This window comes from Spirulina sp. 06S082, assembly GCF_034932145.1.
Lineage (GTDB): Bacteria > Cyanobacteriota > Cyanobacteriia > Cyanobacteriales > Spirulinaceae > CCY15215.
This window is the reverse complement of the sequence record NZ_JAYGHV010000391.1, coordinates 1-14,396: the sequence shown is the minus strand read 5'-3', so window position 1 is coordinate 14,396 and position 14,396 is coordinate 1. Positions and strand designations below refer to the sequence as shown.

Below are 14,396 nucleotides of genomic sequence, written 5' to 3'. Positions count from 1 at the left end.
CCATTTCAACCAGTAAAAAGTGCGATCGTTTATGGGAATCAGTTCCAGATCGAAAAGAACGCATTTTCTTGGGCTATCCCTGGAGTATATTCCATGTACTTGTTGAGAGCAATCGGCTACTAATTTGATTGGTTTCTAGCATTCCAACCAAGGAATGACCATTAATTTTTCTTGTAATATCCAACTTAAAACCCGTTGTACAACGGCGACTAATGCTAACCTTGCTCTAGCTAATTCTACAGGTTGCCCCCAAATCCGACAAGCGCGATCGCAGGCTAAAAATCGATCGCCCAGTTGTAATGCTAGTTTGTGCCAATTTTCTGCTTTTTTTCCAATAGCGCGATCGCCAATATCAACCAATTCTGCAATCAGTGCGCTTTCTGTGGGATGCTGTAAGCGCAATTGAGAACAGTAACAGTCCAACCAAGGGATCGATTGAGGTTCTTGCCATTGCCAATTTAAACATTTTTGTAGAGGATGTAAAGTGATTAATTGATCTCTTGCTGCGGAGTACAACAAAGATAGACAACGAGCGTGAACATATTGACAAAGATCGATTTGAGAAGGATTATTATTCTGAGGAAGAGAAAGAGGTTTTCTGAGAAGTTCCTGCAACCAATCTGCTAAAGCGCGATCGCATAACCGAAAATCAATCCAAGGCGATCGCACAATCTCAACGGAAAACCTGTGGCGATCGCCAAACTTCTCTACAAATTGCTCTACAATTTTGTGAGCAAATTCCACAGCATTATCAGGAAATTGTAAGGCGATCGGACAGCGATAAACAAGAGGATAAGGAGATTTAACCCGATAAAGAGGGATTTGACTGGCACTTTTGTCAGAATATTGAGTTTTTAACTCGTCTAACAAAATCAACTCCTTGAGATTTTCTTGTAGAATGGCTTTGGGAGAAGAGGAATGAATCAAAATGTAAATTTTATTTTATTTTAATTCGAGACTTCCGCCATTTCAATCGTGCGATTTTCAATATCTTTCACCAAAAAATTCAATGGCTTTTTACTGCGAATTTTAAACCGCAAACGACGAGATTGAATGCGTAAAAGAATCGCATCCAAACATTCGCGATCGAAACAAACGTGACGCTGACGATTTTTATCGCCGAAACTTGCTCCAGAAATGACGTGCAACTGTGTATTTTTCTTTAATTGATACCATAATCCCTCACTTCCTGCGGATCCCGTCGCGGTTCCCATTGCTGTCGGAGTCGCCGACATATAAAGTGGGTCAATACTTGCTGCTCCCATTGTTTGCTCGTAGTTATAGTAGTAATGTAGGGGAACATCCGCGACGGATAAAGCCAGCAATCCTTCATAAAATTCTTTCGCAACTCGTAAATCCGAAACCATGACGGTATAAACTTTAGGGGCGCTGGTGAGAAACATCCACATTGCCCCTGCATACCCCACCAACAGCATAACCATAATGCCCTGGGTGGAGAACAAACTGTCCAATCCTAGAAAAAATGCGCCTAATACGGGGAACTGTAAAACCATAGTTGTTATCAACGGCGATCGCTTTTCTTAATCTTAGCTATTTTTTTACCTCCTAATTCTACGCAATTTTGGAAGGAAAGGGAATGATGAATGATGAATGATGAAAGATGAAAAGGAGAGGCGATCGATTCCTCGCAAAGCACTCAAGGACAATAACCAGTCGTGAACTACCGCTATTGAATCAAAGATTACAATAGCGGCTTCCCTCTTCACAAGGGATCGCGCTAGATAGAACCGAAGTTCTACCACCTCGTCTTATATCCCCTCCAAGGGCAGTAGAGCTAGTTCCTAACTCTAATACTTGTACTGAGCGCAGTCGCAGTATCCGTAAGCCTTCATTTTTAATGTTAATTGCTGCGTTAATATCTCTGTCGTGATGGGTTTGACAATGTTCGCAAATCCAATTTCTAATCTCAAGAGGTAAACTTCCTACTTGATTGAGACAGACATTACAGGTTTTTGAAGAAGGAAAAAATCTATCCACTTCTAGATAAACTTTTCCTTCTGATTCAGCCTTGTATTTTAACATTGTACAAAACATTCCCCAACCCACATCACTAATCGCTTTAGCGAGTTTGTGATTGCGAACCATGCCTTTGACATTGAGATTTTCTACCACAATCACTTGGTTTTCGTTGACTATCTTACGGGATAGTTTGTGGAGAAAATCTTCACGACAGCGACTTATTTTTGAGTGAACTTTGGCAATCTTTACCCGCGATTTCTTGCGGTTATTACTGTCTTTGTTCTTACGAACGTGTTTTTGTTGTTTCCTTTTTAGGTTTTGGGCGTGTTTATTGAAATGCTTGGGATTGTTGTATTTTGACCCCTCACTGGTAATGGCAAAATCCGTTAATCCTAAATCAATTCCAATGGCTTTTCCTTCCGTTGATTGAGGTTGTAATTCTTTTTCCTCTTCAACTAAAACCGAAGCGTAGTATTTCCCATCTGGATTTTTAGAGACGGTTACGGTTTTTATCTTTCCCTCAAAACTCCGATGCTGACGACAATTGACTAACCCTATTTTGGGCAGTTTGATGCAATCTCCCTCAAATTTCACATTTTGAGGATAACTGATGGATTGTCGGCCATGCTTGGATTTGAATCGGGGTAACTTTGCTCGTTTCTCGAAGAAATTTCGATACGCTGTCGATAAGTTCAATGCCACCACTTGCAAGCATTGGGAGTAGACATCTTCTTTGAGCCAAAGATATTCCTTTTTTAGGTTGGGTAATAATCCCTGAATATAACCTCTTGATAATCCTTTTCCTGTTGCTTGATAAGTTTCTTGGCACAAATTTAACCCATAATTCCAATACCAACGACAGCAGCCAAAACTCTTGGCTAAAGTGGTTTGCTGCTCGTTGGTTGGATAAATGCGGTATTTGTACCCTTTGAACATTATCCTCTAGATAGGTTATTGATAAGATTATAAATGATTTTTTGAGTTTGGGGTCGCTTTCATCCCACGATTCACCTTCGGTAGAATCGGGGATTTCCCGCTCCCATTGTTAAAGAATGAACAATGGGTAATTGAGAATTGGGAAGGCGATCGCTTAATTTTGTAGTCCAGCAGACTGAAAAATCGCGTCTGTGGTTAATTCAAGCTGAGGAAAAATCTGCGATCAATTATCTCTAAATTTTGTTAACAAAATTTCAATTTCGTAACATTCTTTAATTGATTCTGCTCATTCTTCTTCTCAGAGACGACAATAGAAGATACACTAAAAAGTTTGTGTAGAATGTTCTCCCAATATTGAGAAAGAGAATTCCCTATCTTAATATGCAGTTTTTGCATTCTACCATGCAAGATTCAGGAGTTAAACAAGCCGTGGTCATCGAAATTCCCCAAACGAAGTACGAAAGCAAAACCCAAGAAATTGCCCGAGAACTCATCGCTGCAACCCGCGAAAAACGTTCCTTTTTCGCCAGGATGCAAGACCAGATGCGTCTCGATGATAAGCTCCTAGACTGGGCAATGGCAAATCCGGGATTGCGCTATCAACTCTTTAGTTTTATCGACTGTTTGCCAGCATTACGGAGTAAAAGCGAGATTGCCCGTCATTTTCAGGAGTATATGAGCGTTGAATCCGTAGAATTGCCGGAAATGCTCAAAAAAATGATGAATTTCGCCGATGCGAGTTCTCCTCCCGCACAAATTGCAGCGACGACGGTAGAACAAGCGGTGAAAACCCTCGCATATAAATATATTGCCGGAGAGACGGTTCCTAAAGTCTTGAAGACCATCGATCGCCTGCGGAAGGATAAAATGGCATTTACCCTCGATCTCCTCGGAGAAGCGGTGATAACCGAGTCTGAAGCACAACAATATTTGCAAAGCTATCTCGATCTGATTCAAGAGTTAGGAGAAGCAGCAAAAAAATGGTCTTCTATTCCCCAAATTGATGCAGCAGATGGCGAACCTTTAGCGAAGGTGCAAGTTTCCGTCAAATTAACTGCATTTTATTCCCAATTTGATCCCCTCGATCCCGAAGGCAGTAAAGCCAAAGTTTGCGATCGCATTCGCACTCTCTTGCGTCGCGCTAAAGAAGTAGGTGCGGCGATTCATTTCGATATGGAACAATATCGTTATAAAGATGTCACCCTTGCCATTTTGAAAGAATTATTAATGGAAGCAGAATTCCGCGATCGCACAGATATCGGCATGACCATTCAAGGTTATTTGCAAGATTCGGAAACAGATTTAAAAGGAATAATCGACTGGGCAAAACAACGCGGAAAACCGATTACCATTCGTTTAGTGAAAGGGGCATATTGGGATCAAGAAACCATTATCGCCATCCAAGAAAGCTGGCCGCAACCTGTCTTTAATCAGAAAGCGGAAACCGATCGCAATTACGAAAATTTAATGCAGCTATTGCTGGAAAATTACGAGTATTTATATGCGGCGATCGGTTCTCATAATGTCCGCACTCAAGCACGGGCAATGGCGATCGCGGAAACTTTAAATATTCCTTCTCGTTGCTTTGAAATGCAAGTTTTGTATGGAATGGGCGACCAACTTGCCAAGGCATTAGTTAAACGCGGACATCGAGTGCGAGTTTATGCACCTTATGGGGACTTATTACCAGGAATGTCCTATTTGATCCGTCGTTTGTTGGAAAATACAGCCAATAGTTCCTTCCTGCGGCAAAATATGGAAGAACGTCCCATTGAAGAATTAATTTCTCCTCCGAAAATAGAATCAGAACGTCCTTTAATTGCTAAATCTGCTTGGCCAAATGCGTCTAATACTGACTATGCTAACGAAGATTTACGGGCAAAAGCGAAACAAGAATTAAGCAAGGTTCGCAATAGTTTAGGTAAAACTTATTTACCCTTAATTAACGGCGAATATACCCGTACTTCCGAGTTACTGGATTCCGTCAATCCTGCCAATCCTAGCGAAGTTGTTGGCAAGATTGGGCAAATCTCCATCGAACAAGCAGAACAGGCATTACAAGCGGCAAAAACTGCCTTTCCTGCTTGGAAGAAAACCTCAGCAGAAGAACGGGCGGGAATCTTACGAAAAGCTGCCGAAATCATGGAATCTCGCCGTCATGAATTAAACGCTTGGCTATGTTTTGAAGTGGGAAAAATTCTCCCGCAAGCAGATGGAGAAGTATCCGAGGCGATCGATTTTTGTCGCTATTATGCCGATGAAATAGAGCGATTAGATGGGGGAATAAGCTATGATTTAGCAGGAGAAACCAACCGCTATTTTTATCAACCTCGAGGTATTGCGGTGATTATTTCTCCTTGGAATTTCCCGATCGCGATCGCCCTTGGCATGACGGTTGCTGCTTTAGTAACGGGCAATTGTGCCTTACTTAAACCCGCCGCCCCTGCTTCCGTCATTGCCGCTAAAATAGCTGAAATTCTAGTAGAAGCAGGTATTCCCAAAGGTGTGTTCCAATATGTTCCCGGTCGGGGTTCAACCGTGGGTAATCATTTAGTGACTCATCCTGATGTTCACTTAATTGCTTTTACAGGCTCCCAAGAAGTCGGCTGTTATATCTATGCAGAAGCGGCCAAATTGCAACCAGGACAGAAACATCTCAAGCGAGTCATTGCCGAGATGGGGGGCAAAAATGCCATTATTGTTGATGAAAGTGCAGACTTAGATCAAGCTGTCGCTGGGGTAGTTTCTTCTGCCTTTGGCTATACCGGACAAAAATGCTCTGCTTGTTCGCGAGTCGTTGTTCTCGAACCCGTACATGATGCTTTTGTGAGTCGCTTAGTAGAGGCGACTAAATCCTTAAATGTGGGGGCTGCGGATCTGCCCAGTACCACCGTGGGACCTGTAGTGGATAAGAATGCCCGCGATCGCATTCGCGAATATATCGAGAAGGGCAAACAGGAGGCAAAATTGGCATTTGAAGGGACAATTCCGGAGACAGGTTATTTCATTCCTCCCACCATTTTCACCGATGTTGCACCGGATGCCACCATTGCCCAGGAGGAAATTTTTGGTCCTGTGGTTGCAGTCATTAAAGCCAAGAATTTTGCCGAAGCATTAGACATCGCCAACGGTACCAATTACGCCCTAACTGGGGGATTATATTCTCGTACTCCTTCCCATATCAAACAAGCATCCGAGGAATTTGAAGTGGGCAATTTGTACGTGAATCGTAACATTACCGGAGCCATTGTTGCCCGTCAACCTTTTGGGGGTTTCAAGTTATCTGGAGTCGGGTCAAAAGCCGGAGGACCCGATTATTTATTGCAATTCTTGGAACCGCGATCGGTGACAGAAAATATTCAACGTCAGGGTTTTGCACCTATTGAAGGGGCAGAATAAATCCGTAGGGGCGCAATGCTTGCCATTGGTGTCAACTTAAGGGAACAGGGTTCCAAATTTGCTGAGAGAGAGCATCCTTTTCTCGATGTCGTTTTCTCTCAGCTTTAATCAAACCAAACAACTTAGCACGTTCAGCGAGATAGGAGACAGCATCAGGGTTTTCCCCCCGAAGTGCAGCTTTAGCGACATAATACAAACTACGAAAAACCATTTCCACCGAGATTTTTTCTTTGGGTTGACGCAATGCGATCGCTACCTCTCCAACCAACATTGTAATCGCGATCGCCAGAGAATTCGACTGGAGATAAAACCCAAATGCGATCGATGAGTCAGTCCTTAAGGGCATTAGGCTCCTGCTTTTCTCGTGTACAATTTTAGGAGTTCCCCGACTTCAAACGTCCCTCCGTGCAAAGAAAGTTTCCCTTGCGGTTGGTTATTGTCATTCCCACATTGCTGCAAATCTTTGCAGCCGTAGGATTGACAGGATTTTTGTCTTGGCGTAACGGACAGCAGGCCGTTACGGACTTGGCTACGCAACTTAGTCAAAAGACAAGCGATCGCATTGAAACTCACATTCGCAATTATTTAGAAACATCCGAATTGATTCTGAAAATCAATGAACTTTCGGCACGACAAGGACGGTTAAATGTTGACGATTTTAGCGAACTCCAACGCTATTTTTGGCAGCAAACACAATTAAGCGACGCGTCGGCAACCCTATACTACGGTAGCGAAACCGGGGATTTTTTGCAAATCGAACAGGGAGACCCTGCCACAATTTCCCTTCGTACTCAAGATACTGCTCCCTTTTGGAACATTTATCGCCTCAATGACCGAGGAGAGCGTCAGGAATGGCTGCAAAAGAAAGAATACGATCCCCGCATCCGTCCTTGGTATCGGGCTGCTAAAGCCTCAAAAACCTTAATTTGGTCGCCGATTTATGTTTTTGCCCAACCTTCTGTTTTAGGCATTACCTCTGCTATTCCCATTTACAGGACAACGGGAGAATTACAAGGAGTAATGGCGATCGATCTCACTCTGTCCCAAATCGGGGAATTTTTACAAGCCTTAGAGATTGGAACATCGGGGGCATCCTTTATTATTGAGCGATCGGGGGAAATTGTCGCCACTTCAAGCCGAGAGTATCCTTTTTTAAACTCCGAAGGTCAAGAAAGATTGCCGGCGATCGCCAGTAGGACTCCCATGATTCAAGCAGCCGTCAAACATTGGCAAAAGCGTACCGATGGTTTGACAAACTTGGAAAACGATTCTGCGACGATCGCCGATGCGGAGGGCAATCGTTATTTTGTGAGAATGCAAGCATTTCGCAACGATCGCGGCATTGACTGGCTGTTGGGGGTGGTCATTCCCGAGGCTGATTTTAAAGCCGAAATTGCGGCTAATACCCGCGCTACTATTGTTATCTGTGCGATCGCCTTAGTTTTGGCCGCGGCCTTGGGCATCATTACCTCACGTTTAATCGCTAAACCGGTTCTAAAATTCGCTAAAGTTGCCTGCGATATCGCTCGAGGAGATTTATTATATCGCATTCCTCCTCATCGCATTGAGGAATTAGATAGCCTCGCCCGAGCCTTTAATCTGATGGCTATCCAGTTACACGAAGCCTTTAGTGCTTGGGAGGATACGAATAAATCTTTAGAAATTTTAGTCGGAGAAAGGACGGAGGCTTTGCGGCGATCGGAGGAAAAATTTGCCAAAGCCTTTCGATCGAGTCCTTATTTGGTGGGTATCACGAATTTAGCAGAAGGCCGCATTCTGGAAGTCAATGATACTTTTCTGCACATTTCGGGATATGCCCTGGGGGAAATTATTGGTAAAACTGCTGTAGAGTTGGGATTTTGGGGAAGTCAGCGCGATCGCGTCAAGATGATGAAAATGCTCGACAATGAAGGCAGAATTCGCGATCGCGAATTTTCTTTTCGTATTGCTTCGGGTGATATTCGCATCCTTCGTCTTTCTGTGGAAAAAATCGAGATTGATAATGAAGATTGTCTCTTAATGGTGGCCAATGATATTACCGAACGCAAGCGAATGGAAGCGTCACTCCAAGAAAAAGAGCAATCTTTACGCTTAATTCTCGATACTATCCCTCAACAAGTCTTTTGGAAAGACACGGATTCAGTTTTCCTCGGTTGCAATCAAAATTGGGCAGAAGCAGCACATTTAAACCATCCTGAAGAGGCGATCGGTAAGACAGATTATGACATGGGATTGCCCCGAGAAATTGCCGATCTATTTCGCCAAGAAGATCGAAAAATTATGGAAGCAGATGAACCCGTCCTCCATAAGATTGCTAAAAAACAACGCCCTGGTGAAAACGGTAAAATCATTTGGCTGGATATTAGTAAAGTTCCCCTCCACGATATTCACGGGAATGTTATCGGTTTGATCGGCGTAATTGATGATATTACCCCTCAAAAAGAAGCAATGGAGGCTCTAAAACAAGAACGAGAAAAGTCCGAGGCTTTGTTACTAAATATTCTACCCCATCGTATTGTCGAACAATTGAAAAAACAACATAATTCTATTCCTCAACCTGGAGTAAAGACTTTAATTGCCGAACATTATGAAACAACCACAATTTTATTTGCAGATATTGTTGGTTTTACGCCTTTTTCTGCTCAATTATCTCCCATTACTTTAGTCGATATGCTCAATGATATTTTTTCGGCTTTCGATCGCCTAGCGGACGACTATAATGTTGAGAAAATCAAAACAATTGGCGATGCGTATATGGTTGCGGGAGGGTTGCAAGAACCCGAGGACGATCGCGCAGAAGCGATCGCAGCGATGGCGTTAGAAATGTTAAAGACGATTGCTCAATTTAGAATCAATGCTGAAAAACCCTGTCAAATTCGGATTGGCATTCATACGGGGGCTGTAGTTGCGGGGGTTATCGGCATTAAGAAATTTATCTACGATCTTTGGGGAGATACTGTTAATGTCGCTTCCCGCATGGAATCAACAGGAGAACCAGGAAAGATTCAAGTTACAGCCCAGATTTACGAACAGTTAAAAGAACAATTTGTATTTGAGAAACGAGGCGCGATCGCCGTCAAAGGGAAAGGAGAAATGATAACCTATTGGTTAATTGGCAAAAAATAAAGCCAAGACAATAGTAAATGCCCCACTCACAAGAGCAGGGCTAAAAAGTTTAGTTATTAAAGACCGATCGCCTAGCGAGTGCTAACCAAAAGATCGGAACCCAAAGTAATATCTAAATCGGTTTCCGGTTCGACAACAATGAGATCGACACTATTGCGACCCAGGAAGTTTTGAATTAGACCCGCGATCGCCCCGGCACCGGCACCAATGAGCAATTCTTCCGTGGCGATCGCGCGATCGCCAGTTACCGCAGAAATTGCCGCAGCAGCCGCCGTACCAATCGCAGAATTCCTGACAATTCGCGTCAGATCGCTGCCTTTATTCACAGTTTCCGTCTTCGTAATGATTTGGGAAACTGCATTGACCGATTGAGTTGTTCCGTCGGGATAAATCAACTGTTCTGCAACAAATTTCGTTCCCGATCCGGCGGGGACTAATTGACCTTTAACCTTACTATCAGCAGGAATGAGAACTTTGCCATTCTGCGTGGTGATATTGGTTTTCAGATCGAAAGTTATGGGTAAGGTTTCATCTGGCAACAGCAAGATTTTATCGCGGGTATAGGTGACAGGAATAGAAGTTCCGGCGGGGATTTTAAACTGAGTTGCGACGGGATCTAGAGAAACAATATAACCCGAAGCGATCGCCGGGGCATTTCCTTCCCGAACTAAGGCTTGATAGAGAAAAGCGGCAACTTCAGCGCGAGTGGCGTTACGATTGGGATTGAGACTGGTAACAGTGGGATAGTTCACCACAATTTTTTCTTCCGTTGCTGCGGCGATGGGAGAACGGGCAAAATTGGAGATATTACCACCATCATTGTAGTAGCCGAGAACTTCATTAACCGGAGCATTCGCACTGTAATTCAGTCCATTCGCGAGGGAAACTAACACTTGTTCCCGAGGAATATTTTGTTCGGGACGGAAGATACTGCCAGGATAACCCGATAAAAAGCCCGTTTCGTAAGCATTATCGATGGCGGACATGGCCCAATGATTGCTGGCGACATCCACAAAATTAATTGCCGATCGGGTTTTCCCTTTGTTAAATGCTCCTTTTAACAGAGAAGAGAATTGAGCGCGAGTAACGGGGGCTTCAGGCTTGAAAGACCCATCAGGAAATCCGGCTATCACCCCGCGATCGACTAAAGCGGTAATAAAATCTTCAGCCCAGTGACTGTCGGGGACATCTCCAAAACGGCTGCCTTGAGCCTGAGCTGGGGCTGCTGCTATTATTGATGCAGTAATAGAAGCCGCACCCGTTAGAGGGGTAGCAAGGGCAAGCATTAAGGCAGCAGTGGCTTTCAAGCGTTTTAAATTTAGCATTTGTTTCAGTATCCTAAATAGAGTTGAGGTTGAGCAGTTTTTCTCTGCATTTGTTTTCTTAGACCGAGGGGAACATGGCAAGGTTGCCGAAAGCAGGACACTTATCTGTTTGTCACAAAATCAAAGGGGAACCACAAAACCCCAGAAATTCCAAGAGACTCTGGGAATTCTGGATCTTGAGGGAAAAAATTGCAATCTTCCCCCAAAAAATTGACACAAATTCCAAAAAAGCTGCTACAATGGTTTGAGTATCCCAATGGGGTGTGGCCAAGCGGTAAGGCAGCGGGTTTTGGTCTCGCCATTCCTAGGTTCGAATCCTAGCACCCCAGTTATTCTAGAGTTATTCTAGAGTTATTTTAAAGTTATTTTAGAGTTATTCCAATCAACAATTTAAGTATACTCTTAAATTTATGGGTGGAGAAAAATTGTATTAGATATCTCCGAAAACAAGTAGCGACGTTGCGTGCAACGTCGCTACAGGAGGATCGAAAAACGTCCCTACTCGGCAAAGCGGATTGGGTATGAGAAGCGATCGCCTACTTATTCGGCTGGGGAGTCATCCGCAAATAAGACTTGATCTCGTTAACCCCTTTGGGGAATTTCTTTTTCGCTTCCTCGGTAGGAATAGCGGGTGAAACCACGACATCTTCCCCATCTTGCCAGTTTACGGGAGTCGCAACGGAATATTTATCCGTCAATTGGAGAGAATCAATGGTACGGAGAATTTCGGCAAAATTCCGTCCGGTGCTAGGGGGATAAGTAATTGTCAAGCGGAGTTTTTTGCTCGGATCGATCACAAATACCGTGCGTACCGTTAACTTAGCATTAGCCTTGGGGTGAATCATGCCATAGAGGTCGGAAACCTTCTGATCTTCATCGGCAATGATGGGATAGTTAACTGTAGTATTTTGAGTTTCGTTGATGTCTCCAATCCAGCCTTTATGGGACTCTGCACCATCAACGCTTAAAGCAATAACCTTAGCATTGCGTTTCTCAAATTCTGGCTTGAGTTTGGATACTTCCCCGAGTTCGGTGGTACAAACGGGGGTATAGTCGGCAGGATGGGAAAAAAGAACCACCCAACTATCTCCAGCCCAATCGTAAAAAGTAATTTCGCCCTCGTTTGTTGCTTGGGTAAAGTTGGGAACGGTATCGCCTAGCTGTAATGTCATATTGTAATCTCCTTTACAAATTTTAGGAACGCGATCTGCAACGTACCATCTTGCCACAAGAATCCAGGCTTTGAAACCACCTTTAGACCTTCGTAAGATTTCATTCACAATTCGAGATAATTCAGCGAAGACTTGTTGGGAGAGGAGGTCAATCAATGCCGCACCGATGCAAACGTGCAGCCAAAATACCCGCGTGTTTCCACCAAGATACACCCCCCACCCAAGCACGAGAGGGCAAATGTCCCAGAGGCGATCGCAAATTAAACTGTAAATAAGCATGGCTTTTCACATCATGTACCGGCCAGCCCACTTGCTGGCAAAATAGATCGTATTCTTTCCCCACTCCCTCATAAATTTGTTTTTGTACCCGAAAACCAAAGTGTCCTTGACTCGATTTAAACCATAAATAATCGATCGCTTTTAAATCTTTACAGGGTAATTTTTGAATATCTTTGTTAAACAAATAAGTCCCCGCTCTTTTTCCTACTAACGTACATAAAATATCTCTTGTCTCCTCATCCGCGTCCTTCCATCGCTTGCGAGAAAGGAGTTCTTTTAAGCGAGTGTAATCAATCCGCACTTGAGACTCTTCCTTTTCTCCCGATAACTTTAAACGTAAATCATCTAATTCCATCTCCGATGCTACACTTGCCTGTCGCGGCATTAAACCTCGTGTTTTAGAAGGTTTTGAGGTGGGAGGCATGGACATTGCTTGAGTGCGCTGCTGGGGGTTGGTAATTAACTGCTGAGGAGTCGATCGCTGGCGAATTTGGGTCGTGGGAGAAGGGGAAATCGGTTGATTCGGAAGGGGGATTTTACCAATTTCTCGCATTACTTCCTCCGCAGATTGGGCGCGTTGGCGTAGGGAAGGTTCCACTAAATGGTTTAATACTTTAGTTAGTTTGGCGCTAATTTGCATTCCCGCAGGTAGGCGATCGCGCCATTTCCAACGCTCTTCAATTACATCAAACAGATCGTCAGGATGCGCGCCAACCAGTAAATTTAAACAAGTCGCCCCTAAACTATACAAGTCACTGGCAGGCAAAACTTTACCTCGCATTTGTTCCGGTGACATAAACCCCGGCGTACCAATAATCGTCGCCCCGCCCATCATTGCTGTCCCCGTAAATAATCGCGCTACACCAAAATCAATTAACACGATTTGACTATTCTCTCGCCGTTCCATGATATTCTCTGGCTTAATATCTCGATGGATGACTTGGCGATCGTGGATAAACTTTAAAACGGGTAATAAATCCCGTAAGAGTTGCCAGATTTTTTTCTCTTTATTACTGACCTTTTGTAACGACTCAACGGTTAAAGTATGACCATCAATATATTCTTGCACTAAAAATAAATAACCTCGTTCTTCAAAATACGCATAAAGAGCAGGAATTTGTGCATGATCCCCCAATTCGCTTAACCGTACCGCTTCTTGTTGAAATAAATCCATTGCTTTAGCATGAACTTCCGGAGTTGCTTGTTGCAGGTACAATTGTTTAATGACACAAGTGGGATGTTTGGGAAAATGCTCGTCAATCCCCAAAAATGTGCGTCCAAATCCTCCTTGACCTAATGCACTTAAAGCACGATAGCGCTCTTTCAGCAAAAGAGAAGAACCGCAAGCTGTGCATAATCGATCTTCTTTCGTATTTTGCGGTTGGGTACATTCCGGATTGAGACAATAAGCCATAATGGGTGAATGGGTAAGCCGTAATCAGTAATTGTTAAAACAGTTAATGTTAACTTCTTTAATTTTATGACAGTCAATACATCTAAATTTAATCATCCTCCTTCTCTTCGCGATCGCACTTCCATCGCAACCCAAAATCCCGCACTGCAAATCATTCAGATGGAAAATATTGCCAAGATTTACGGCAGTGGCAATACTGAGGTACGTGCCTTGGATAAGGTAAATTTAAGCATAGAAACGGGAGAATACTGCTCCATCATGGGACCGTCGGGATCGGGAAAATCCACCTTGATGAATATTATTGGCTGTTTGGATAGTCCTTCCCAAGGTAGCTATTTGCTCGATCGCGTGGATGTTTCCTCTCTCCATGACGATCGCCTCGCAGATATTCGCAATCAAAAGATTGGTTTTGTCTTTCAACAATTTCACTTATTACCCCAGTCTTCTGCTTTGGATAATACAATTTTACCTATGATTTATGCGGGGGTATCCCGTGCCGAACGCCGCGATCGCGCCGAGGCAGCCCTTGTGCGGGTGGGTTTAGCCGATCGCTTGCAAAACAAACCCAATCAACTTTCTGGGGGACAGCAGCAACGAGTCGCGATCGCCCGAGCCATTGTCAATCAGCCGGCAATCTTACTCGCAGACGAACCCACCGGAGCCTTAGATTCTCGCACAACGACCGAAATTTTAGAGTTATTTGGCGAACTCAATCAATCTGGAATGACTGTAGTAATGGTAACTCACGAAACAGAAGTTGCTAAA

9 protein-coding genes, 1 tRNA gene and 1 pseudogene are annotated in these 14,396 nt (G+C 43.7%); 4 read left to right on the top strand and 7 right to left on the bottom strand.

Going from position 1 to position 14,396, the window contains the following annotated elements:
• Window positions 1–135 precede the first annotated feature (135 nt).
• The 3 genes from VB714_RS23025 to VB714_RS23015 all read right to left on the bottom strand — a co-directional run bounded on the left by VB714_RS23025 (window position 136) and on the right by VB714_RS23015 (window position 2,916).
• Entirely contained in the window at window positions 136–927 is a 792-nt protein-coding gene (locus VB714_RS23025) for a hypothetical protein (RefSeq protein WP_323227125.1), read from the bottom strand.
• A gap of 20 nt (window positions 928–947) precedes the next feature.
• On the bottom strand, window positions 948–1,514 hold the full coding sequence (locus VB714_RS23020; RefSeq protein ID WP_204105958.1) for a glyoxalase-like domain protein: 567 nt from the start codon (window positions 1,512–1,514) through the stop codon (window positions 948–950).
• A gap of 181 nt (window positions 1,515–1,695) precedes the next feature.
• On the bottom strand, window positions 1,696–2,916 hold the full coding sequence (locus tag VB714_RS23015) for an RNA-guided endonuclease TnpB family protein (RefSeq protein WP_323227124.1): 1,221 nt from the start codon (window positions 2,914–2,916) through the stop codon (window positions 1,696–1,698).
• Between the two features lie 402 nt (window positions 2,917–3,318).
• Between VB714_RS23015 and pruA the strand changes: the two genes are divergently transcribed.
• Entirely contained in the window at window positions 3,319–6,315 is a 2,997-nt protein-coding gene (pruA, locus tag VB714_RS23010) for an L-glutamate gamma-semialdehyde dehydrogenase (RefSeq protein WP_323227122.1), read from the top strand.
• A gap of 31 nt (window positions 6,316–6,346) precedes the next feature.
• On the opposite strand, the pseudogene VB714_RS23005 reads toward pruA, so the two are convergent.
• Window positions 6,347–6,625, bottom strand: a pseudogene (locus VB714_RS23005) (hypothetical protein); the annotation flags it as partial.
• A gap of 95 nt (window positions 6,626–6,720) precedes the next feature.
• Here VB714_RS23005 and VB714_RS23000 point away from each other — a divergent pair.
• Complete coding sequence (locus tag VB714_RS23000; protein ID WP_323227120.1) at window positions 6,721–9,441, top strand: adenylate/guanylate cyclase domain-containing protein; 2,721 nt, start codon at window positions 6,721–6,723, stop codon at window positions 9,439–9,441.
• A gap of 71 nt (window positions 9,442–9,512) precedes the next feature.
• Here the strand turns inward: VB714_RS23000 and VB714_RS22995 are convergent, their stop codons facing one another.
• Window positions 9,513–10,766: an S-layer homology domain-containing protein gene (locus VB714_RS22995; RefSeq protein ID WP_323227118.1), complete on the bottom strand. Its 1,254-nt coding sequence runs from the start codon at window positions 10,764–10,766 to the stop codon at window positions 9,513–9,515.
• A gap of 257 nt (window positions 10,767–11,023) precedes the next feature.
• On the opposite strand from VB714_RS22995, the gene VB714_RS22990 reads away from it, so the two are divergent.
• Window positions 11,024–11,095, top strand: a tRNA-Gln gene (locus VB714_RS22990).
• Between the two features lie 207 nt (window positions 11,096–11,302).
• On the opposite strand, the gene VB714_RS22985 is transcribed toward VB714_RS22990, so the two are convergent.
• Together VB714_RS22985 and VB714_RS22980 are read right to left on the bottom strand one after the other, a co-directional pair.
• Entirely contained in the window at window positions 11,303–11,938 is a 636-nt protein-coding gene (locus tag VB714_RS22985; protein ID WP_323227117.1) for a peroxiredoxin, read from the bottom strand.
• A 148-nt stretch (window positions 11,939–12,086) separates the two neighbouring features.
• The gene (locus VB714_RS22980) at window positions 12,087–13,631 is read right to left on the bottom strand and encodes a serine/threonine-protein kinase (protein ID WP_323227114.1); all 1,545 of its coding nucleotides are present in this window, start codon (window positions 13,629–13,631) and stop codon (window positions 12,087–12,089) included.
• Between the two features lie 159 nt (window positions 13,632–13,790).
• On the opposite strand from VB714_RS22980, the gene VB714_RS22975 reads away from it, so the two are divergent.
• The coding region (locus VB714_RS22975; RefSeq protein ID WP_416309768.1) for an ABC transporter ATP-binding protein at window positions 13,791–14,396 on the top strand (606 nt) is incomplete at its 3' end.

Coding starts and splice junctions, on each gene's coding strand:
- VB714_RS23020 (WP_204105958.1), bottom strand. CDS start 1,514: ATGGTTTTACAGTTCCCCGTATTAGGCGCATTTTTTCTAGGATTGGAC.
- VB714_RS23015 (WP_323227124.1), bottom strand. CDS start 2,916: ATGTTCAAAGGGTACAAATACCGCATTTATCCAACCAACGAGCAGCAA.
- pruA (WP_323227122.1), top strand. CDS start 3,319: ATGCAAGATTCAGGAGTTAAACAAGCCGTGGTCATCGAAATTCCCCAA.
- VB714_RS22995 (WP_323227118.1), bottom strand. CDS start 10,766: ATGCTAAATTTAAAACGCTTGAAAGCCACTGCTGCCTTAATGCTTGCC.
- VB714_RS22985 (WP_323227117.1), bottom strand. CDS start 11,938: ATGACATTACAGCTAGGCGATACCGTTCCCAACTTTACCCAAGCAACA.
- VB714_RS22980 (WP_323227114.1), bottom strand. CDS start 13,631: ATGGCTTATTGTCTCAATCCGGAATGTACCCAACCGCAAAATACGAAA.